This is a genomic window from Janthinobacterium sp. PAMC25594, assembly GCF_019443505.1.
GTDB lineage: Bacteria > Pseudomonadota > Gammaproteobacteria > Burkholderiales > Burkholderiaceae_D > Janthinobacterium.
In genome coordinates this window covers 3,314,121-3,334,963 of sequence record NZ_CP080377.1, presented here as the reverse complement: position 1 = coordinate 3,334,963, position 20,843 = coordinate 3,314,121, and the positions used below count along the sequence as shown (strand labels likewise).

Here is a 20,843-nt window from a genome sequence, read left to right as displayed (position 1 = left end):
TCGGGAAGTTTGAGCTGGCGCAAACGTGCGGCGGCATCGGACAAATGCGCCGCGTTTTCAGACAAGCGCGGGGCCAGCTGCCGCGTCTCGCCCGCCTGCGCCCGATAATGGCGCATCTGAAACCGAGCAGGAAGAAACCCATGAAAACCAAAGCCGCGATTGCCTGGAAGGCGGGCGCCCCGTTGACCATCGAAGAAGTCGACCTGGCCGGCCCGCGCGCCGGCGAAGTGCTGGTCGAGCTGAAAGCCACGGGCATTTGCCACACCGATTACTACACCCTGTCGGGCGCCGACCCGGAAGGCATCTTCCCCGCCATCCTCGGCCACGAAGGCGCCGGCGTCGTCGTCGACGTGGGCCCGGGCGTGACGACCCTGAAAAAGGATGACCACGTCATCCCCCTGTACACGCCGGAATGCCGCCAGTGCAAGTTCTGCCTGTCGCAAAAGACCAACCTGTGCCAGGCCATCCGCTCCACGCAGGGCCGCGGCCTGATGCCGGACGCGACCAGCCGCTTCTCGCTGAATGGCCAGCCGCTGTTCCACTACATGGGCACGTCCACTTTTTCCAATTACATCGTCGTGCCGGAAATCGCCCTGGCCAAGATTCGCGAAGATGCGCCGTTCGACAAGGTGTGCTACATCGGCTGCGGCGTGACGACGGGCGTGGGCGCGGTGCTGTTCTCCGCCAAGGTCGAGGCGGGCGCCAACGTGGCCGTGTTCGGCCTGGGCGGCATCGGCCTGAACGTGATCCAGGCGGCCAAGATGGTCGGCGCCGACAAGATCATCGGCATCGACATCAATCCGGCGCGCCAGGCCATCGCGCGCAAGTTCGGCATGACGCATTTTATTAACCCGAACGAGGTGGAAAACGTCGTCGATGCCATCGTGCAACTGACCGACGGCGGCGCCGATTATTCGTTCGAATGCGTGGGCAACACCACTCTGATGCGCCAGGCGCTCGAGTGCACGCACAAGGGCTGGGGCAAATCGTTCATCATCGGCGTGGCGGCGGCGGGGCAGGAAATTTCCACGCGCCCGTTCCAGCTGGTGACGGGGCGCGAATGGCGCGGTTCGGCCTTCGGCGGCGCGCGCGGGCGCACGGACGTGCCGAAAATCGTCGACTGGTACATGGAAGGCAAGCTCAACATTGACGACCTGATCACGCACCGCTTGCCGCTCGAACGCATCAACGAAGGTTTCGACCTGATGAAGAGCGGCGAATCGATCCGTTCCGTGGTGTTGTACTAATCGTATCGCATGTACTCATTGCGCAACACTTGACGGACGGGGCAGGGCGACAGGCTGTACTTCGCTGCCTGCCCCTGCTAGTGTGAAAGCATCCGCCTTGCTTTGGGAGCCGTTCATGTTTGCCACTGCCTACCTCGCCACCTTGCGCCGCATGCTGCCCGTCTTCCTCGGCGCGGCCCTGTCTTCCCTGCTGGCCTTGTGGTGGAGCAATGCCACCAGCCTCGCCACGCCCGCCATCTGGCTGGCGCTGCTGGCCACCTATCTGCTGTGCGCGCTGGTGTTTACACCGCTGGCCCGGCAGAGCCGCCAACTGGCCACGCGCCACGTGCGTCACGGCAAGCCGCGCTGACGTCCTAGCGCGCCGTGCTGGAAAAGCGTTCGCGGTAGTCGCGCGGCGTGATGGCGAGTTTCTTTTGAAACAGGCGACGCAGCCTGTCCTCGCTGTGCAAGCCCGCCTGCACGGCCACCTGTTTTAAGGAAGACACATTGTCTTCCAGCAAGCGGCGCGCCACTTCAAAGCGCGCCGTCTCGATGAATTCCGTAGGACTGCTGCCCGTTTCGCGCTGGAACACGCGCGTAAAATTGCGCTCGCTCATGGCCAGCCTGGCTGCCAGCAGCGGCACCGTGAGCTCTTCGGCCAGGTGTTCCATGATCCAGCCCTGCAACTGGCGGATGGTCGGATGCGTGGTCATCTGGCTCGACAGGTGCACGGAAAACTGCGACTGGCCGCCGGGCCGCTTCAGGTACACCACCAGGTCGCGCGCCACTTCCAGCGCGATATCGCGGCTGAAATCGTCTTCCACCAGGGCCAGCGCCAGGTCGATGCCGGCCGTCACGCCGGCCGATGTCCAGAATTTCCCTTCCCGCACGAAAATCGCATCGGCATTGACCTGTATCAATGGATAGCGCTGGCGCAGGCTATCCACGGCGCTCCAGTGTGTGGCGGCGCTCTTGCCGTCGAGCACACCGGCCTCGGCCAGGAAGAAGCAGCCCGTGCACAGCGCCGCCAGCGTATCGATGCGCGGCGCCGCCTCGGCCACCCAGGCGGCCAGGGCGGGAATCTCCTGCAAGACTTGTTCGACGTGGTGGCAGCCGACGATGACGGCCAGGTCGGGCAGGCGGTTTACATCGAGCGCCTTGCTGGCGTGCAGCGACATCAGGGTGTCGGACTCGACGGGGCCGATGGCTGTCGAGGCGATGCGCACGTCGTAGCCGCCGGGCAGATTGCGCAGGCGCAAATGGGTATTGGCGTAATCAAACACTTTCATGGCGCCGATGGCTTCCAGCGCCTTGAAGCCGGGGTAGACGATGATGTCGACGGTACGTAATGGAAATTCTTGCGGGCTGTGCTTGATCATGCAATGAGTCAGATAAATGAGATAGTGCCATAATGCAACTGCGGTTTTGGCATGCAGATTAGCATGAAATTCGCTACCAACCGTTTGTCCTCTCATTCATCAGATTGCCGAATACCGTGCGCCTATATATTTTCATTGCCGCTTTACTATTTTCGCTGTGTACTGGCCTGGCCCGCGCCGGAACGCTCAATTTTAACGGTGCCGCCGTCACGGACTGCAGCAATAGCGGCGTCGAATATACCTGCGCCTCTTTGTCGATGCAATGGAATGACGACATGGTCATTGAGAGCGGCTACCGTGTGACGGTCAACAGCCCAGTGACAATTACGTATAACCAAGGCTTGACGATGAGAGGCACGGCGACCCTGACGGCCAAGGGAGATATCAATGTCAGCGACAACCCGCCATCGAGGTTAAAAATAAGTGGCGGTAGCATGATCGCCAATGGCGGCACTTTTATCGCAGGCGGGCAGAACGGGCAAAACATAGTCGCCAATATCATCGCGTCGTCGATCAAGCTGGGTGGCAGTCCGATCAGCGTGACAGGCAATCTTAATGCCACGGGTGCCGTCACTATCTCTGCCAGTTCGATCGTGAATGGCGCTATCCAGGGCGGCTCCGTGAGCATCGAGGCGGATGCCAAGGTCACCAACGGTATTAGCTCGACAGGGCCAATCAATCTCGCATCGAGAGTGAATGTCACGGGGGCTATTACCGGTACCACCATCGTTACCGCTTCCGCTGTCGTTATTGATGGCAGCATCACCGCCAGCACCTCGCTCTTGATCGAGTCCGCCAGCAAGGTGACGGGCAACCTGACTGCCCCTTCCATCCAGCTGAAGTCGACGGACCTGGTGGTGACGGGCAATGTCAAGGCATCCCAGACTCTGGTCATTGAGAACAAAGCTACCATCAAGGGCGATATAGAAGGTGGAAACGTGACCCTTGGGGATTCCGAAGCGACCATTACCGGCAACGCCTTGGTCGATCACATTACATTGGGCTATCACGGCTGGGTGCAGCAGACCATTACCTGCAAGGCGTACACGCCGTCCAACCCTTGCAGCTGCGTCACCAACAACAGCGGCTGGCCTGCCGGCAGCGTCAACCTCCCGAAATGCGGCCCCGGCACCCCCACCGGGCCCCACCATTTCCAGATCGACCATCCGGGCACGGCCCTGACGTGCGCGCCGCAAACCGTGACGGTGACGGCGTGCGCGGATGCCGCCTGCAGCGCCAAGTACACGGGCGGCGCGAATGTCACCGTCAGCCCCGGCGGCGTGGCCACGCCGATAGACAGCAGCGGGGTGGCAACGGCCAGCGTGCGCCAGTACACGGTCGGCACGGCCACCCTGAGCCTGACCAGCGTGCCCGGCACCACGGGCGCGCTGGTGTGCAAACGCAGCTCGGACAATAGCAATAGCTGCAACATGGCGTTCGCGGCGACGGGATTGATGCTCACGCCCACCAACCATGTCTCGGCCACGCAGCCGTCGTTTGGCATCAGCGCCGTGCAGGCCAGCGGAGACCAGCAAGCCTGCGTGCCCCTGTTTGCGAATAAAAACAAGGACTTGACGCTCGCTTGCGGCTACAGCAATCCCGCCAGCGGCACTTTGCCCGTCTTCATCAAAGGCACAGGCGCCTTCATCGCCCTGGCGGCTGATAACAGCAGTGCTTGCAGTGCCCTGGGGAAGAGCGTCAACCTGGCGTTCGATGACAAGGGCGTCGCCAAGGCCACCATGTCCTACGCGGATGTGGGAAAAGTGAATTTGAAAGCGACCTATACGGGGTCAAGCGCCAGCGGCGACACTGGCTTGAGCATGACGGGCAGCGCCGATGTCATCGTCGTGCCGGACGCGTTCAGCGTCGTTGCCATCGCGAACCCCCAGCGCGCAGGCGCGCCAGTGACGGTCAGCATGAGCGCGCTCAATAGCGCGGGCGCCGTGACGCCGAACTTCGGCAATGAAAAGCCGTCAGAAACTGCACTGCCTACGCTGGCCAGCCTGGTAAAGCCGACGACGATCGAGATTAGCAAACCAGCCAAGCCGGACATTCAGGGTGGCGTGGTCTTCAAAAATGGCAGCGTTGCCAGCAGTGACTTGAGCTGGCCGGAAGTGGGAACGATCACCATCGCCTTCAAATTGGCCAATCCCAAGGGCTACCTGGAGGCCAACACTGCCGTGCTGACCTTGCCCAAGCCCTCACGCGTGAGCGAGGAGGTGCAGTTCATCCCGCATCACTTCATCACGGAGTTGATCAAAAACAAGGACGCTGACCAGCCTAAAGTTACTGACGGCATTGCCACGCCGTGCGCCGCGCCGCTGACCTGCGCCAACGATGGGGAAAAAGGCCGCTACGCCTACTCGGGGCAGGCGATAGGCGTGCGCGTGACGGCGCGCGCCCTGGGGGGGGCGACGACGGCCAATTATGACGAGCGCAATCCGAGTGCCATGGCGCCCGTGTTGCTCGAAGGCCTGGATGCGGCCACGGGCACGATTTCCTTTCCGCCGAGCACTCCTGATGGCAGCAGCCGCCTCACCGATGGCAGCAAGGCGCAAACCACCGTCACCGGCGTGGCGCCCGTGAAATTCACCCTGGGCGTTGCCTCGCCCATGGTCGCCTACCGTTTTCCGGGCAAGGCAGGCGTTCCGGTGAAGTTGGCGCCCACCGACGTGCTGCTGCGCGCCAGCAGCACGTATCCCGGCGGCACCGTCGTCAGCTCAAGTTCGGCATTGATACAGAACGAGGCACGGATGACCGTGCTGTCGGGGCAATGGCAGGTAGCCCACGGCTATGGCTCCGAGTTGCTGCCCGTCCGACTGGCCGTGCAAGTGCAGTACTGGAATGGCACGAAATGGATCACGAACCTGCTCGACAGCATCAGTGCGTTCAACAAGTCGCAGGTGGTGTTTGTCAATTGCAAGAAAACGCTGGACTGCAGCAAGCTGGCCGCTGATGACCTGGCCTATACCGTCGTGCAAGGCGCGTTGCCGCAGGCCAATCGCCTGACCCTGCTGGCGCCCGGAACCGGCAAGGCCGGCAGAGTGGACGTTTCCGTGGGCAATCATCCCTATCTGGCCAGCACGGTGGGCGTTGTTGTCTTTGGCATCCTCAGATCGGGCCCCGTGATTTACCTGCGCGAGATGTATTGAGCCTGGGCAAAGGTGGGCGGACGCAGGCGGCGCGAAAAACCAGTAACATGCCTGGCTGTGGCATTCCCCCAACCTCAGACTGGAGTTTCTATGAGCACAACATCGCAGTGGATCGATATCGCCGGCCCCGACGGCAGCTTCCAGGCTTACCTGGCCGTGCCGCATATCGGCAAAGGCCCCGCCATCATCCTGTTGCAGGAAATTTTCGGCGTCAATGAACACATCCGCGCCGTGGCCGACCAGTACGCGGCCGATGGCTACGTAGTGCTGGTGCCCGACCTGTTCTGGCGCGAGGGCGCGCACATCGAGCTGGGCTATGACGAAGCAGGCTGGAAGCGCGCCGTGGAACTGATGCAGGCCACCGACAATCCGCATGCCGACGCCGATATCGCCGCCACCGTCGCCGCCCTGCGCGCGCGCCCGGAAGTGACGGGCAAGCTGGCCTCGATCGGTTACTGCTTCGGCGGCCGGCTGTCGTTTCAAACGGCCGCGGCCGGCCTGGTCGACGCCGCCATCGCCTATTACGGCGGCGGTATCCAGAACAAGCTGGACCTGGCCGAGCGTATCCAGGTGCCGCTGCTCATGCATTTCGGCGGGCAGGACAGCCATATTTCGCCGCAAGCCGTGCAAACCATCGCCGAGCGCTTCGAAGACCGGCAAGACGTGGAAATCCATATCTATCCGGGCGCCGAGCACGGCTTCAATTGCACCCACCGCGACAGCTACCAGCAGCGCGCCGCGGCCCAGGCGCATGGCAATTCCTTGATTTTCTTGGCGGAAAATCTTTAAGCGGGAGCGCCGCCAGCGCTGTCGACTCGGCAGTAAAGCCGCATGGGCGCTAAAATAGCGGCTGTGCCGGGCATCTCCGGCCGGCCGGGCGCAGCGCCCGGCAAACCTGGATGAGGAACCGAATCAAAGATGGCCCAAGTAATTGTTTCTGTGACATTGGCGGCAAGCGCCGAAAGAGTGTGGGATTTTATCGGCGGCTTCCAGTCGCTGGCTGAATGGTCGAGTTCAATCAAGACCAGCCTGTCCGAACATGGCGGCCGCGTGCGCCGGCTGAAAACCACGGACGGCGCGATCATCGCCGAACGTCTGCAAAGCTACAGCGAAGCGGACAAGAGCTACAGCTACACCATCGTCTCTGGCCCGATCCCCGTCAAGAACTACCGTTCCACCCTGCGCGTCACGGGCGAACCGGGTGCGAATGAGTGCGTGGCGCAATGGTCGGGCGAGTTCGACGCGGCCGAAGGCGTGGAAGAGGTCATGGTGGGCGCGTTTCAGCACCTGTATGAAACGGCGTTCGTCGACCTGAAACGCATCATGGCCATTTGAATCAACCATTGTAGGTCGGATTAGCGGCTACGCCGCGTAATCCGACACCACCACCGGCGCTAACCATGTTGTCGGATTACGCGGGGCGATGCCCCGTTAATCCGACCTACGCTAGACGTTAACGCTTCACTTTTCCAAACGCTTCTCCCTTGTTCCAAGTAGGCAAGTTCTTGTCGTTCGCCACTTCGTAACCGAGGTTCAGCGTGAACTGTGCCTGCTGCACCATGCCGGACAAGTCCCACGACGGGTGGTATTCATCGGTGACCTGGTGATAATCCTTTTTAAACGCCACCAGGCGCTCGCTGGACGCTTTCGGTTCCTTGACGAAATCGAAGGAGCCGTCGCCGGAGAATACTGCCGAGCCCACGTTGAAGGCGGGTACGCCGGCCTTGGCAAACGCAAAATGGTCGGCGCGGTAAAACGCGCCGGACAGGTCGGGAATGGTGGGCGCCAGGCGCAGGCCCATGCGCTTGGCCACCCTGGCGGCGCTCGCGTACAGGCTGCTGCGCTCGGCGCCGGCCACGCCGATGTCGTGCGTCTTGCCGACGAAATTCATGCTGTCCAGATTCAGGTCGGCGGCCGTTTTCGCCAGCGGCCACAGGGGCGCGCGCGTATAGGCCGTGCTGCCCAGCATGCCCGTTTCCTCGCCGGCCGGCCACAGGAAGATCTGCGTGCGGCGCGCCGGCTGTTTCACGGCAACCTGCGCCATGGCCAGCAGGGCCGCCGCGCCCGAGGCGTTGTCGATGGCGCCGTTGTAGATATGGTCGCTTTGCCCTGCGCGGGCGCCGCCCTCGTCATCCTTGCCCAGGTGGTCCCAGTGCGCCGAGTAAATCACGGCTTCATCCTTGAGTTTCGGGTCCGTGCCCGGCACGATGCCGGCCACGTTGAATTGCTCGATGCTGCGCACCTGGCTGTCGAGTTGCACCTTGACCGTGGCGTTCAGGGCCACGGGGCGGAAGTCGCGCGTTTCCGCCTGCGCGCGCAGGGCGTCCAGGTCTTGCCCCGCTTGCTGGAACAGCGCGCGCGCCATGTCTTCCTGCAGCCAGCCTTCCATGGCATTGCCCGCGCCAGCGAGGTTGAAACGCTCGTGGCCGAAGCCGTTGGCGGGCACCGACCATGGATACGACGCCGATGCCGTCGTGTGGATCAGCAAGACGCCGGCGGCGCCCTGGCGCAGCGCTTCCTCGTACTTGTAGACCCAGCGGCCGTAATACGTGAGCGACTTGCCGGCAAAACGGTTGGGTTCGGCAACGGTCGGCTGCGGGTCGTTGACCATCATGATGACGAGCTTGCCCTTCAGATCGGCGCCCTTGAAATCGTCCCAGTTTTCTTCCGGGGCGCGGATGCCGTAGCCGGCAAACACGACGGGCGCGTCGAACGCCACTGTCTGCTGGCCATTCGCCGCGCCAAAGACGATATCCTTGCCGAAGGCGGGAGACAAGGTCTTGCCGCCCGCGCTGAAGGTCACGGTGCTCGATGGCAGGGCCTTGCTGCCGACGATGGTCAGCGCCTGGCGGTAGCTGCCATCCTGCAACGGTTGCAGGCCGGCCACGGCCGCCTGCGTCTCCAGGTAGCGCACGGCCAGGTCGCCGCCGCGCTGGCCCGTGCCGCGTCCTTCCAGCAAGTCGTCAGCCAGGAAGGACAGATGGGCGCGCAGGGGCGCTTCGGCAACGAGCGGTTGGGCGAGGGCGGCCGTGCTGAACAGGCTGGCGGCGAGGACGAAGGGTAAACGCATGACAACTCCAAAAGTGAATACGGGAAGGCAAAGCAGCGACAATCTTACTCTACCGCAATGCTCCAGCGTAGCGCGCGGCGTGCGCGCGCCATTGCGGCCACAATGGCCGCTGGTCCACCGACAAGGAGCGTTCCATGACTAGCCCTGACTTGCAATCGAGTAATACCCTGCGCACCGCCGACGGCACCCTGATCTACTACAAGGACTGGGGCAGCGGCCCGCCCGTCGTCTTCAGCCACGGCTGGCCCTTGTCGTCCGACGCCTGGGAAGACCAGATGTTTTATCTGGCTTCGCATGGCTACCGCGTCATCGCGCACGACCGGCGCGGCCATGGCCGCTCCAGCCAGCCTTTCGACGGCAACGACATGGATACTTATGCCGACGACCTGGCCGCCCTGATCGACGCGCTGGACTTGACGGGCGCCACCCTGGTCGGCCACTCGACGGGCGGCGGCGAGGTGGCGCGCTACATCGGCCGTCACGGCACCGAGCGCCTGGCGGGCGCCGTGCTGGTGGGCGCCGTGCCGCCGCTGATGCTGCAAACCACTGGAAATCCGCTGGGCTTGCCCCTGTCCGCGTTTGACGCCATCCGCGCCGGTGTGCAGGCCGACCGCAGCCAGTTCTTCCGCGACTTGAGCGAAGCTTTCTATGGCTATAACCGCCCCAGTGCGAAGCCGTCGCAGGGTGTGCGCGAGCATTTCTGGCTGCAAGGCATGCAGGCGGGCATGCCGGCGTCTTACCTGTGCATCAAGCAATTTTCCGAGACGGATTTCACAGCTGACCTGGCCTGCTTCGACGTGCCGACCCTGGTGATCCATGGCGACGACGACCAGATCGTGCCGATTGCCGCCTCGGCGCGGCGCACTGCCGAGCTCATCATCGGCAGCAAGCTGCTCGTGTATGCGGGCGCGCCGCACGGCCTGGCGACGACGCACAAGGACAGGCTGAACGAGGACTTGCTGGAGTTTTTACGCCACTCGGTCGATGCGGCAAGCAATATCGAGGCGCATCTGTAAAACAGCCGAATCTATTGCAAAACATATAATATTGCTTGTTTTTTGCACCAATTGCGTGCGGATCGCCGATTTTTCTGCGTTGTAGATTGCAAAAAACGGCGTTCTGCCGCCTGTGTCCACCCGGTAAGGTCCAGTAAAGAGTAAACTAGCAGATACACTCTTTCGCATTGGGCGATTCGAGCGAACTTGTGAGTGATTTCATGTCTGATACACCAATTTCCTTATTTTCCGACCTTAACCTGAGCGAGCCGCTGATTCGCGCGCTCAAGGATGTCGGTTACGAAACACCGTCGCCTATCCAGGCGGCCACGATTCCATTATTGCTCGCTAACCGCGACGTGCTGGGCCAGGCGCAAACAGGCACGGGTAAAACCGCCGCCTTCGCCTTGCCTATCCTGTCGCGCATCGATCTGAAACAAAGCTCACCCCAAGCCCTGGTCCTGGCACCGACGCGCGAACTGGCCATCCAGGTCGCCGAAGCGTTCCAGGTGTACGCCGCCCACATTCCCGGCTTCCACGTGCTGCCGATCTACGGCGGTCAAAGCTATGGCCCGCAACTGTCGGCCCTGCGCCGCGGCGTGCACGTCATCGTCGGTACTCCTGGCCGCGTCATCGATCACCTGGACAAGGGTTCGCTCGACCTGTCCAAGCTGAAAACGCTGGTGCTGGACGAAGCCGATGAAATGCTGCGGATGGGCTTTATCGACGATGTCGAACGCATCTTGAAAGAAACGCCGGACGGCCATCAAACGGCCCTGTTCTCGGCCACCATGCCTTCCGTCATCAAGCGTATCGCCACCACTTACCTGATCAATCCAGCCGAAGTGACGGTTGCCGCCAAGACGGGCACGGCCGACAACATCCGCCAGCGCTACTGGCTGGTGTCGGGCATGCACAAGCTCGACGCGCTGACGCGCATCCTGGAAGCGGAAGCGTTTGACGGCATGATCATCTTTGCCCGCACCAAGCTGGGCACGGAAGAGCTGGCCGGCAAGCTGCAAGCCCGTGGCTTCTCGGCTGCCGCCATCAATGGCGACATCCAGCAAGCGCAGCGCGAGCGCACGATCCAGCAGTTGAAAGACGGCAAGATCGACATCCTCGTGGCTACCGACGTGGCCGCCCGCGGCCTGGACGTCGAGCGCATCAGCCACGTCGTCAACTACGACGTGCCGCACGATCCGGAAAGCTATACCCACCGTATCGGCCGCACGGGCCGCGCTGGCCGCAGCGGCGAAGCGATTTTGTTCATCACCCCGCGTGAAAAGAACTTGCTCAAGGCTATCGAGCGCTCGACCCGTCAGCCGATCAGCATGCTGGAATTGCCGACCATCCAGGCCGTCAACGATGTGCGTATCGCCAAGTTCAAGGAACAGATCAGCGAAACCCTGGCCCTGGGCGAACTGGAGCAGTTCCAGTCGCTGATCGAAGATTTCGAGCGCGAGCAAAACATTCCCGCCATCGAAATCGCCGCCGCCCTGGCGAAGATGGCGCGTGGCAATACGCCTCTGCTGCTGGACAAGAACAAGGCGCGCGAGCAAGCCACGTGGCAAGACGACCGTCCTGTACGCCAGGACCGCTTCGAACGCAATGACCGTCCGGAACGGGGCGACCGCTTCGAGCGTAACGAGCGCAGCGACCGTGGCGAACGCCCGGCCTTCCCGAAAAAGGAACGCATCTCCCGTCCTGCCGACGCCGGCATGCAGACTTTCCGTATTGAGGTAGGTCATCAGCATGGCGTGAAACCGGGCAATATCGTGGGCGCCATCGCCAACGAAGCGGGCATCGATTCGAAAAACATCGGCCGCATTGAAATCTATGACGATTACAGCGTGCTGGACTTGCCAGATACCATGCCGAAAGAATTGCTGGATCAGCTGAAGTCCGTCTGGGTCGCTGGTCAGCAACTGCGCATCAGCCGCGACGGCGATGCACCGGACCTGGCACCGCCAGCCGCGCCGCGCAAGCCGTTCGCCGCCAAGTCCGTGCCAGCGTTCAAGGATGCGCCAGCGGACGCGGGCGAGGCAGCACCAGCGCCGCGCGCGCCGAAGAAGGAACGTCCACGCCCGGGCGTGACGGCCTACCGCATCGAAGTGGGCCGTGAGCACGCCGTGACGCCAAGCAACATCGTGGGCGCCATCGCCAACGAAGCGAACCTGGAAGCCAAGCATATCGGCCGTATCGATATCTTTGACAACTACAGCGTGCTGGACCTGCCGGAAGGCATGCCGCCGGAAATCCTCGACCACCTGAAATCGGTCGTCGTGTCGGGCCAGAAACTGCGCATCAGCCTTGATGACGGCACGACGGAGCGCAAACCTGCGCCAGCGCGTCCAAAGTCGCCACCGCGTAAAACGTTCAAGTAAGCCATCCCTGCACAGGCGCCTCCCCGGCGCCTGTGTCGCGGATTGGAGACATATATCCCACTGGCGCGCTCGCGCCAGTTTTTATTTCCCCTCAATAAATGTTCATTACTGATGCGTCATGCTTGCCGGCAGGCGTCGCCATGTGCCGGCGGTTATTGCGGCGCTTGCGCATCTTTTTATCGTCGCCCACACCATATTTATTGCCTGCTACATCGATACATAATTTTTTATTAATTATTGCATCTACACGCAATTTGAATTTTGCATTTCAATAAAATCAATCAAGTTGAATCAAAGTAAATTCTAAAACATAAATGAATTGATTTTTATTAAATTGTTTGACCAGCGTCACTGTCGCCGTGGCGATATCTCGCCGGTGCTTGATGTGGTATATTGTTTTTACGATTTTGTTATGCTAGTTGAAAAAAATAGAGGAGCGACGATGCGGGTCAATATGCTATGCCTATCACGCAAAAGGAATACGTATTAAATGAAGGCATGACGATTGTTTCCACCACGGATTTACAGGGAAACATCAATTACGCCAATCAGTATTTCATTGAGGTCAGCGGCTTTTCAGAAATGGAATTGCTGGGTGCGCCACAGAATATCCTGCGTCATCCCGATATGCCGGCCGAAGCGTTTGCCGACCTGTGGGATACCATCAAGACGGGCATGCCGTGGACCGGCATGGTCAAGAACCGCTGCAAGAACGGCGATTTTTACTGGGTCTTCGCCAATATCACGCCCGTCATCGAAAATGGACGCCCGATCGGCTATATGTCCGTGCGCACCAAGCCCACGCGCGAGCAGATCAACGAGGCGGCGGCCCTGTATAAAAGTTTCAAGGACGGCAATAGCGCCAACCTGGCGATCCGCAACGGCCGCGTCGTGCGCCAGGGCTGGGCCGCCAAGCTGGCCGAGTGGCGCAAATTGACCCTGTCGCAAGACCTGGCCCTGCATTGCATCGTCTTTGGCGTGGTGCTGGCCATCCTCGGCTGCGCCGTGTGGAATATCGATGGCGATACGAGCACGGCCACGCGCAGCTGGCTCAGCGGTGCCGCCGCCGCCGCCGTCGCGCTGATGCTGTATTTCTGGGCCCATCTGCACAATTCGCTGGTCGCGCCGCTGGGCGACGCCATCACGATGGCGCGCAAGATGGCGGGCGGCGATTTGACGGGCGTGATCGACAAGGTGCGCGACGATGACATGGGTCAATTGATGGCGGCCTTGCGCCAGACCAACATCAACTTGCACAGCATTATCGGCGACGTGCGCGCCAATTTCGAGGATATCCGCATCACCACGGCGGAAATCGCCACGGGCAATATGGATCTGTCCAGCCGCACGGAATCGCAGGCGTCCAGCCTGGAGCAGACGGCGGCCAGCATGGAAGAACTGACGTCCACCGTGCAAAACAGCGCCGACCACGTGTCCACGGCCAACGACCTGGCGGTGCAGGCGTCCACCGTCGCGGCCAAGGGCGGCACCATCGTCAGCGAAGTGGTCACCACGATGGATGAGATCAGCAGCTCGTCGCGCAAGATTCTCGACATCATCGGCCTGATCGACGGCATCGCCTTCCAGACGAATATCCTGGCCTTGAACGCGGCCGTGGAAGCGGCCCGCGCGGGCGAGCATGGCCGCGGCTTTGCCGTCGTGGCGGGCGAAGTGCGCAGCCTGGCGCAGCGCTCGGCAACAGCGGCGAAAGAGGTGAAAAACCTGATCGACCATTCGATCGCCACCGTGAACGCGGGCAGCGTGCTGACCAGCAATGCGGGCGCCACCATGGCGGAAGTGATCGCCTCGGTGGCCCGCGTGACGGAAATGATGGACGAGATTTCCTCCACCACGCGCGAGCAGAACCAGGGCATCGGACAAGTCAACCAGGCCGTCATTCACATGGATGGCATCACGCAGCAGAATGCGGCGCTGGTGGAGCAGGCGGCGGCCGCCGCCACCAACCTGGCGCAGCGCACCGAGAGCGTGGCCCAGTCGATCGGCATCTTCAAATTGAAGGCCTCGCCCAAGCGCAAGGCTGCCGGCGTGGGGCGCGGCGTGGGTGCAGGCGTGGCGGCAAGGGCCTTGCTGAAGGCACGCTAAGACAATCATCCCGCTAGCGCAACGCTGGCGGGATTTACTTCGGTACCCGATACACTTCCCCGCTGCGCACCTTCTTCACCACCCCATCCCCGCCAAACAGAATCACATATTCGCCCTGCGCGCCCGAGGCGGCCGGATAGGTGTACATCCACACTTCATTGCCGCTGTCGAAGCGGATGGCCGTGCTGTCGCCCAGCGCGGCGCGCACCTGTTCGCGCGTGCTGCTACCCGGCTGCACCGTCTGTTCCAGGGTAGCGTAAGGCACATTCTTGCTTGCCTGCAAGGCGCGCGTGCCGGAACAGGCGGCCAGCAGCGTCAGCATGGCGATCATCAGCCACTTCATGGCGCCACCTCGTCCATATAGTCAAATTCCAGCAGGGTATCGTCGGGCCAGCTGCTATCCCACAAGGGCGCGTAATACGTGCGGTCAAGCAAGACCTGGCAATCGCAATAGGGCAGCGAGGCGGGCGTTTGCTCGCCGCCCGCGTACAGCATCCTGAACGGCAGGGCCAGGCGGCGCTCGCCATGCACGAGGGTCACGCCGAACAGGGGGCGGTTCGTGAAGAACAGATAATTGCCGTCCGGCTCGGAACACACTTTGTCGGTGCTGTAGAGCATGCTGGACAGCCAGGCGATGATTTGCGGGTCGTTCGAGATCAGGCCCGAATCCATGCCGGCGCGGCACTCCAGGCGCAAGTCGCCCAGGCGCCGCGTGTCGGGCGGCAAGCCGGGCGTGATCACCTGCGCGCACCAGCTCATGGTAGTGGCCCTGCGGTTGGCGATCAGCACGGCGTCTTCGCGCGCCGCTTGCGCATGGCGCACGGGGGCAAAGCTGTTGTCCGGCGCCAAGGGCAAGGGGATGCTGACGGTGTCGCCGGCGATGCGCAGCTGCACGCCCGTCATGTCCACGCCGGGCTGGCGCGGCAGCAGGCGAAAGCGCAGCACCGCTTGCGGCGCCAGCGCATGGTCGCGTTCGAAGCGGTCCACGCCCTGCAGCATCTTGCGATACGATTTATCGACGGGGTCGCGCGTGGCGTCCACTTTGACTTGCGGCACGGGCGCGGTTTGCGCCAGTGCAACATGGCCGTGGATCAGGCAGACGAGCAGCAGGGAAAAAGGAATACGCATGGCTGGATGCTACGCCTTTTTACGCGGCAGCCACGCACGGATGGGTGTTTCAGTATTCGCTATATTTGCGCGCGTCGCCGCGCACCTGCCGCGCCGGGTATTTCTGCGCGTTGAGTTCCATCTTTTCCAGCACGGCCGCGTGCAGGTCGACGCCGCTCTTGTCGGCCAGCCGCACCAGGTACATCAGCACGTCGGCCAGCTCGTGGCGGATGCCCGTGCGCTTGGCATCGTCCAGTTCGCTATCTGCCCCCGTGGGCAGCCACTGGTAGTGCTCGGCCAGTTCCGCCACTTCGACGGACAAGGCCATGGCCAGGTTTTTCGGCGTGTGGAACTGGTCCCAGTCGCGTTCATCGGCAAAGGCGCACAGGCGCGCGCGGATATCGAGCAGGCTGTCGGCGGACGCGCTCATGCCGCCGCCTGCAGCGGTTTTTCCATGAAGGTCAGCACGTCGGCTTGCTGCGGCGATTCCAGGTGAATTTGCATGGGGGAAAGCACGTTGACTGAGATTGCCTCCATGGTATCACTGCGGCGGCGCCAGGCGTAGCGTCAGGCCGATGGGCGACATCACAAAGCCCATCAATTCCTGCGCCTCGCCGCCATCGGGCGTATCGACGCCGGCGATGTCGAAGCTGCCCAGCAGCATGGCCATGGCGATCTTGATTTCCAGCAAGGCCAGATAGCGGCCCGGGCACGTGCGCAAGCCGGCGCCGAAGGGCATCGAAGCGCGCTTGTTGTTCGCCTCGCCGCCTTCGGCCAGCCAGCGCTCGGGCTGGAAGGCTTGCGCGTCGGGGAAGTGCGTCTCGGACACCGTGTCGTGGCGCATCACGCACCAGACGAGAGTGCCGGCCGGCACGGCAATATCGCCGATGACCGTGTCGCGCAGCGCCTCGACGGGCAGGAATGGCGCCACGGGTTTCAAACGCATGGCTTCGCTGGCGCAGGCGCCCAGGTAGTCGAGGCTGTCCATCTGTTCGATCGTAAAATGGGCCGCGTCGGGCGCCAGGCGCCGCACTTCCTCGCGCGCCCGCGCCAGGGTGTGCGGATGGCGTTGCAACAGGTAAATTATCCAGGACAGCGTGTTGGCCGTCGTATCTTCGCCCGCCAGCAGCATGGTCAGCACATTGCCGGCCACGTTGCGGTCGCTCACGCCGCTGCCTTCCAGGTCGGCGGCGGCGATCATCGCTTCGAGCAGGTTGGGCGGACGCTCGCGGCGCGCCGGGTCGTGCGCCATGCGTGTGCGCGCCTGCTGCACCAGGTCGGCCACGGCGGTGGAAAGAGCTGCCACGTCACGGTCCAGCCGCCGGTCGACGGGCAGCTTGACATAGCGCCAGTACGGGAACATGGACAGGCTGCGCCGCGCCACGGCGGGCAGGATGTCGTCCATGTGGCGCTGGATCACGTCTTCGCCCGATTCGAGCGTGTTGACTTCCGTGCCGAAGGCCAGGCCGGCGATGATGTCGACCGTGTAGCGTTTCAGGTCGCCGTCGAGGTCGATCGCCTGGCCTTGCGTGGCGGCCAGATACCAGCGCCGCTGCAGGCGCTGCGCCACCGTCACCAGCGCGGGGAAATAGGCCTTGATGGCGCCGGGCGCCATGCCGGCCATGACCATGCGGCGCTGGTTGCGCCACTCCGTGCCCTCGGCCAGGAACAGGCCGGGCACGCCGCCCATTTCGTCGGAGACGACGGAGCTGCTCAGGGGGCGGCGAAAACCGTCGGGCCGGTCGCGCAGCACTGCGCCGACGGCTTCGCTGTCGGCCACCACCAGCACCAGCGTGCGGCCGAACCAGGCGCGCATGAAGGGGCCGTAGCGCCGCACCCACTGCTCCACGTCGAGGTGGATGCGCGTGAGCTTGAGTTGCAGGCTGTTGCCGACGATGGGCAGGGCGAAGGGTCCCGGCAGGTGGCGGATCTGGCGCAAAGGCGTGGCGACGACGGGCGTGGCAGCGTGGTCGAGCGGGGGCATGGCGGACTCCTGGTGGATGGCGACAATGACATCACTGTAGCGCGCTTGCGCGCCCGCGTCTTGAACGAATACGACATCGTGCGGTGCCCGACTTTGCCGGTACAATCGTCGCCATGCCTGCCGCCCCTACGCCCCTGACCCGTTTGATCGCACCGCGCACCGCGCTCGCTTCCTGCGTGCGCGCCATCCTCGTGCGCGACACTACGCGCTGCGCGCCCCTGCCGCCGGCGCAACGCCTGAACCGCTTTCCCGTCGCGCCCATGTGCAGCATCATCTGGACCGTCGCGGGCGACGTCGAGGCGGCCGCGCCGGGCCTGTCGCTGCCGGACGTGCGCATGCCGCCCGCGCTGTTCGGCGGCCCCCGCTCGTATCCGCTGGTCAGCTACAACCCCGGCCCCGTGCATTCGTTTGTCGTGATGTTCTATCCCGCCGCCCTGCATGCCTTGACGGGCATATCGATGGATACCTTGCTGGACCAGTTTCGCCCGCTCGATGCGCTGTTCGATGCCGACTGGCTGGTCCTGTCCGACGCCGTGCTGGCGGCGCCCGACGACGAGGTCCGCGTCAGGCTGGTGGAAGACTTCCTGGCACCGCGCTGGCAGGCGGCGCGCAAGGGCAGCGACGTGTCGGCCGGCGTCGTGCAGGACTGGGTGCGCCGACTGGGCGTGCAGGCGGCATCGACGGGCCTGGCCAGCAGTGCGCGCCATATCGAGCGCCGCATCAAGGCCTGGGCCGGCCAGCCCATGCGTACCTTGCGCCGCATGCGCCGCGCAGAGCAGCTATTCCTTGACGAGCGTGGCGCCATCCTGCAAGGCAGGGTGTCGTGGTCCGATATCGCCGCCAGCGGCGGTTACGCCGATCAGGCCCATTTCTGCCGCGAGACGCGCGAAATCACGGGCTTGAGTCCCACCGAGCTGGCGCGCGCCATGAAAGAAGATGAAAGTTACTGGATCTACCGGATTTGGGCGTAGGTCGGATTAGCTCGTAGAGCGTAATCCGACAACATCGTTGGCGAGGCCGGTGGTGGTGTCGGATTACGCGAGGCGTTGCCCCGCTAATCCGACCTACCGTTCCGTGTACACCTTTCCCTTGGATAAGGTCACTTCATGGTGCCCCGCGCCGGGGGCCATCATGGGGAAGCAGTTTTCCGCGCCATGCACGCGCACGTCGAGGAAGTAGGGGCCTTCGGAGGCCAGGCAGGCGGCCAATGCCGCGTCGAGTTCCTCGCGCCGGCTCACCATGTGCGCCTGCCAGCCGAACGCGCGCGCCAGGGCGACGAAGTCGGGCAGCGCTTCCGTGTAGCTGTGACTGTAGCGCCCGCCGTGTATCAGTTCCTGCCACTGGCGCACCATGCCCATATAGCCATTGTTCGACAGCACCACTTTCACGGGCAGGCGGTGCTGCACGGCCGTGGCCAGTTCCTGGATATTCATCAAAATCGAGGCGTCGCCGCTGACGCACACCACGCAGGCATCCGGGTGGGCGATCTGCGCGCCGATGGCGGCCGGCAAGCCATAACCCATGGTGCCGGCGCCGCCCGAGGTCAGCCAGCGCCGGGGCTGCTCGAAACGCAAATGCTGGGCCGCCCACATCTGGTGCTGGCCCACGTCGGTGGAGACGATGGCGTCCCGGCCGTCCAGGGCCGCCTGCAGCCGGCGCATCAGCGCCTGCGGCGCGATCACCTGCGGCGTGTCGTCGAACGCCAGCGAGTCCTGCGCGCGCCAGCCATTGATGCGCTGCCACCACGGCTGGCGGTCCGCCAGCAGGCGGCCGCGCAGCTGCGCCAGCAAGGCAGTGAGCACGGGCGCGCAGTCGCCGCGCAGGGCCACGTCGGCGCGCACCACCTTGTGGATCGACGCCGGGTCGATATCGACGTGGATGACCTTTGCGCCAGGATAAAAGGCGTCGAGCCTGCCCGTGACCCGGTCGTCGAAGCGGGCGCCCACGCAAACGACCAGGTCGGCATGGTGCATGGACAGGTTGGCTTCCAGCGTGCCGTGCATGCCCAGCATGCCGAGGAAGGCCGGGTGCGAAGCGGGAAAGGCGCCCAGGCCCAGCAGGGTCAAAGTGCAGGGCGCGGCGGCCAGCTTCACCAGTTGCCCGAACGCGGCGCAGGCGGCGGGGCCGGAATTGACGAGGCCGCCGCCGCCGTAAAACACGGGCTGGCGCGCGGAGGCGATCAGGCTGGCGGCCCGTTCGAGATCGGCGGCGGCCGGCGGCGGCAGCGGGGCCGGCGTGGCAGGGGCCAGCACCGTCGTTGCCTGCACCGGCGCCAGCTGCAGATCCTTGGGAAAGTCGACCAGCACGGGGCCGGGCCGGCCCTGCGTTGCCTGCGCGTACGCTTCGCGCAGCACGGCCGCCGTTTCATCGGCCGTGCGGATTTGCCGGTTCCACTTGGTGACGGGGCGCGAAATGCCCAGCGCGTCGCATTCCTGGAAGGCGTCGGTGCCGATGCTGGTGGTGGCCACCTGGCCGCTGATGCAGATCACGGGTATCGAATCGCACAGGGCGTCGAGCAGTCCCGTGGTGGTATTGCTCATGCCGGGACCGGAGGTGACGAAGACGACGCCGGGCCGGCCCGTGCTGCGCGCATAGCCTTCGGCCGCGTGCACGGCCGCCTGTTCGTGGCGCACCAGCACGTGGCGCAAGCGGGGCTGGGCGTGCAGCGCGTCGTACAGGGGCAGCACGGCGCCGCCCGGATAGCCGAAGACGGTGTCGACGCCCAGGGCCAGCAGGGTGTCGATCAGGGTGCTGGCGCCGTTATGGGATGCGCGCGCGAGGAGGGGAGCGGGATCAGGTTTCATGGCCTTATTTTCTGCCTGATGCGGCAGAAAAGGCTGCTGGTTTTCTCGTATAGAATGCATAATTCAGCAAAATTTGCTGCAAAATAGTAGAAAAACAGAATGAAGCTGGATAAATTCGACCTCGCCATCCTGACGGCCCTGCAGCAGGACGCCCGCATCAGCCTGCACGACCTGAGCGCCAAGGTGGGCCTGACCTCGTCGCCATGCTGGGCGCGCATCAAGCGCATGGAAGACGATGGCGTCATCGAGGGGTATACGGTGAACGTCAACGCGGCCAAGGTGGGGCTGGCCGACACCGTCATCGTGCAAGTCACTTTGGACGACCATTCCGACCAGGCCCTGTTCGAATTCGGCCACGCGCTGGCCATGATCCCGGAAGTGCTGGAAGCGTTTCTTGTCTCCGGCGACTACGATTACTACCTGCGCATCGCGGTCAGCGACACGCGCGACTATGAGCGCCTGCTGCGCGAGCGCCTGTATAAAATTCCCGGCATCCGCCACAGCAAATCGAGCTTTGTCTTGCGCCAGCTCAAGCAGAGCTACCTGCCGTTGCAGCGCTAGCTCCCCGCACGGCGGGAGTTTTTCCCTAGCCCATCCCCGGTGGCTGCCCGATACTGGACAGCAATAAAACCACTATAA

The 20,843-nt window shown here is 63.3% G+C and carries 17 protein-coding genes; 10 read left to right on the top strand and 7 right to left on the bottom strand.

Annotation, left to right across the window (positions count from 1 at the left end; translation table 11 throughout):
* The first annotated feature begins 140 nt into the window (after positions 1-140).
* Both KY494_RS14970 and KY494_RS14965 read left to right on the top strand, forming a co-directional pair.
* Complete coding sequence (locus tag KY494_RS14970; RefSeq protein WP_035824324.1) at positions 141-1,247, top strand: S-(hydroxymethyl)glutathione dehydrogenase/class III alcohol dehydrogenase; 1,107 nt, start codon at positions 141-143, stop codon at positions 1,245-1,247.
* A gap of 115 nt (positions 1,248-1,362) precedes the next feature.
* A complete protein-coding gene (locus KY494_RS14965) occupies positions 1,363-1,596 on the top strand; it encodes a hypothetical protein (RefSeq protein WP_219136217.1) in 234 nt (77 codons plus the stop codon).
* Positions 1,597-1,600: 4 nt separating this feature from the next.
* Here KY494_RS14965 and KY494_RS14960 read toward each other — a convergent pair whose 3' ends face one another.
* On the bottom strand, positions 1,601-2,605 hold the full coding sequence (locus tag KY494_RS14960) for a GlxA family transcriptional regulator (protein WP_219136218.1): 1,005 nt from the start codon (positions 2,603-2,605) through the stop codon (positions 1,601-1,603).
* A gap of 275 nt (positions 2,606-2,880) precedes the next feature.
* On the opposite strand from KY494_RS14960, the gene KY494_RS14955 reads away from it, so the two are divergent.
* The 3 genes from KY494_RS14955 to KY494_RS14945 all read left to right on the top strand — a co-directional run bounded on the left by KY494_RS14955 (position 2,881) and on the right by KY494_RS14945 (position 7,092).
* The gene (locus tag KY494_RS14955; RefSeq protein ID WP_219887370.1) at positions 2,881-5,757 is read left to right on the top strand and encodes a polymer-forming cytoskeletal protein; all 2,877 of its coding nucleotides are present in this window, start codon (positions 2,881-2,883) and stop codon (positions 5,755-5,757) included.
* A gap of 90 nt (positions 5,758-5,847) precedes the next feature.
* Positions 5,848-6,546, top strand: a complete 699-nt coding sequence (locus tag KY494_RS14950; protein ID WP_219887369.1) for a dienelactone hydrolase family protein — start codon at positions 5,848-5,850, stop codon at positions 6,544-6,546.
* A 129-nt stretch (positions 6,547-6,675) separates the two neighbouring features.
* Positions 6,676-7,092: an SRPBCC family protein gene (locus KY494_RS14945; RefSeq protein WP_219136664.1), complete on the top strand. Its 417-nt coding sequence runs from the start codon at positions 6,676-6,678 to the stop codon at positions 7,090-7,092.
* A 118-nt stretch (positions 7,093-7,210) separates the two neighbouring features.
* On the opposite strand, the gene KY494_RS14940 is transcribed toward KY494_RS14945, so the two are convergent.
* On the bottom strand, positions 7,211-8,827 hold the full coding sequence (locus KY494_RS14940) for a M28 family peptidase (RefSeq protein WP_219887368.1): 1,617 nt from the start codon (positions 8,825-8,827) through the stop codon (positions 7,211-7,213).
* 134 nt (positions 8,828-8,961) lie between these two features.
* Between KY494_RS14940 and KY494_RS14935 the strand changes: the two genes are divergently transcribed.
* The 3 genes from KY494_RS14935 (at position 8,962) to KY494_RS14925 (ending at position 14,309) form a co-directional block, all read left to right on the top strand.
* Positions 8,962-9,843: an alpha/beta fold hydrolase gene (locus KY494_RS14935; protein ID WP_219887367.1), complete on the top strand. Its 882-nt coding sequence runs from the start codon at positions 8,962-8,964 to the stop codon at positions 9,841-9,843.
* Between the two features lie 200 nt (positions 9,844-10,043).
* Positions 10,044-12,206 (top strand): DEAD/DEAH box helicase, encoded by a 2,163-nt coding sequence (locus KY494_RS14930; protein ID WP_219887366.1) that lies wholly within the window; start codon positions 10,044-10,046, stop codon positions 12,204-12,206.
* Between the two features lie 459 nt (positions 12,207-12,665).
* The gene (locus KY494_RS14925; protein ID WP_219887365.1) at positions 12,666-14,309 is read left to right on the top strand and encodes a PAS domain-containing methyl-accepting chemotaxis protein; all 1,644 of its coding nucleotides are present in this window, start codon (positions 12,666-12,668) and stop codon (positions 14,307-14,309) included.
* Positions 14,310-14,343: 34 nt separating this feature from the next.
* On the opposite strand, the gene bamE is transcribed toward KY494_RS14925, so the two are convergent.
* From bamE to KY494_RS14905, 4 genes are all read right to left on the bottom strand, one after another.
* Positions 14,344-14,652, bottom strand: a complete 309-nt coding sequence (gene bamE, locus KY494_RS14920) for an outer membrane protein assembly factor BamE (protein ID WP_219887364.1) — start codon at positions 14,650-14,652, stop codon at positions 14,344-14,346.
* A complete protein-coding gene (locus KY494_RS14915) occupies positions 14,649-15,437 on the bottom strand; it encodes a hypothetical protein (RefSeq protein WP_219887363.1) in 789 nt (262 codons plus the stop codon). The genes bamE and KY494_RS14915 overlap by 4 nt, the downstream gene beginning before the upstream one ends.
* A 49-nt stretch (positions 15,438-15,486) precedes the next feature.
* Positions 15,487-15,846 carry a nucleotide pyrophosphohydrolase gene (locus KY494_RS14910; RefSeq protein WP_219887362.1) on the bottom strand — a complete coding sequence of 120 codons (360 nt, stop codon included), beginning with the start codon at positions 15,844-15,846 and terminating at the stop codon, positions 15,487-15,489.
* Positions 15,847-15,957: 111 nt separating this feature from the next.
* Entirely contained in the window at positions 15,958-17,400 is a 1,443-nt protein-coding gene (locus KY494_RS14905) for a cytochrome P450 (RefSeq protein WP_219887361.1), read from the bottom strand.
* Between the two features lie 113 nt (positions 17,401-17,513).
* Here KY494_RS14905 and KY494_RS14900 point away from each other — a divergent pair, with 113 nt between their 5' ends.
* Positions 17,514-18,371, top strand: coding sequence for a helix-turn-helix domain-containing protein (locus tag KY494_RS14900; RefSeq protein WP_257572334.1), 858 nt, complete (start codon positions 17,514-17,516; stop codon positions 18,369-18,371).
* Positions 18,372-18,464: 93 nt separating this feature from the next.
* Here KY494_RS14900 and ilvB read toward each other — a convergent pair whose 3' ends face one another.
* The gene (ilvB, locus tag KY494_RS14895; RefSeq protein ID WP_219887360.1) at positions 18,465-20,204 is read right to left on the bottom strand and encodes a biosynthetic-type acetolactate synthase large subunit; all 1,740 of its coding nucleotides are present in this window, start codon (positions 20,202-20,204) and stop codon (positions 18,465-18,467) included.
* Positions 20,205-20,303: 99 nt separating this feature from the next.
* Here ilvB and KY494_RS14890 point away from each other — a divergent pair, with 99 nt between their 5' ends.
* Positions 20,304-20,765, top strand: coding sequence for an Lrp/AsnC family transcriptional regulator (locus KY494_RS14890; RefSeq protein ID WP_070217690.1), 462 nt, complete (start codon positions 20,304-20,306; stop codon positions 20,763-20,765).
* The last annotated feature ends 78 nt before the right edge of the window (positions 20,766-20,843 follow it).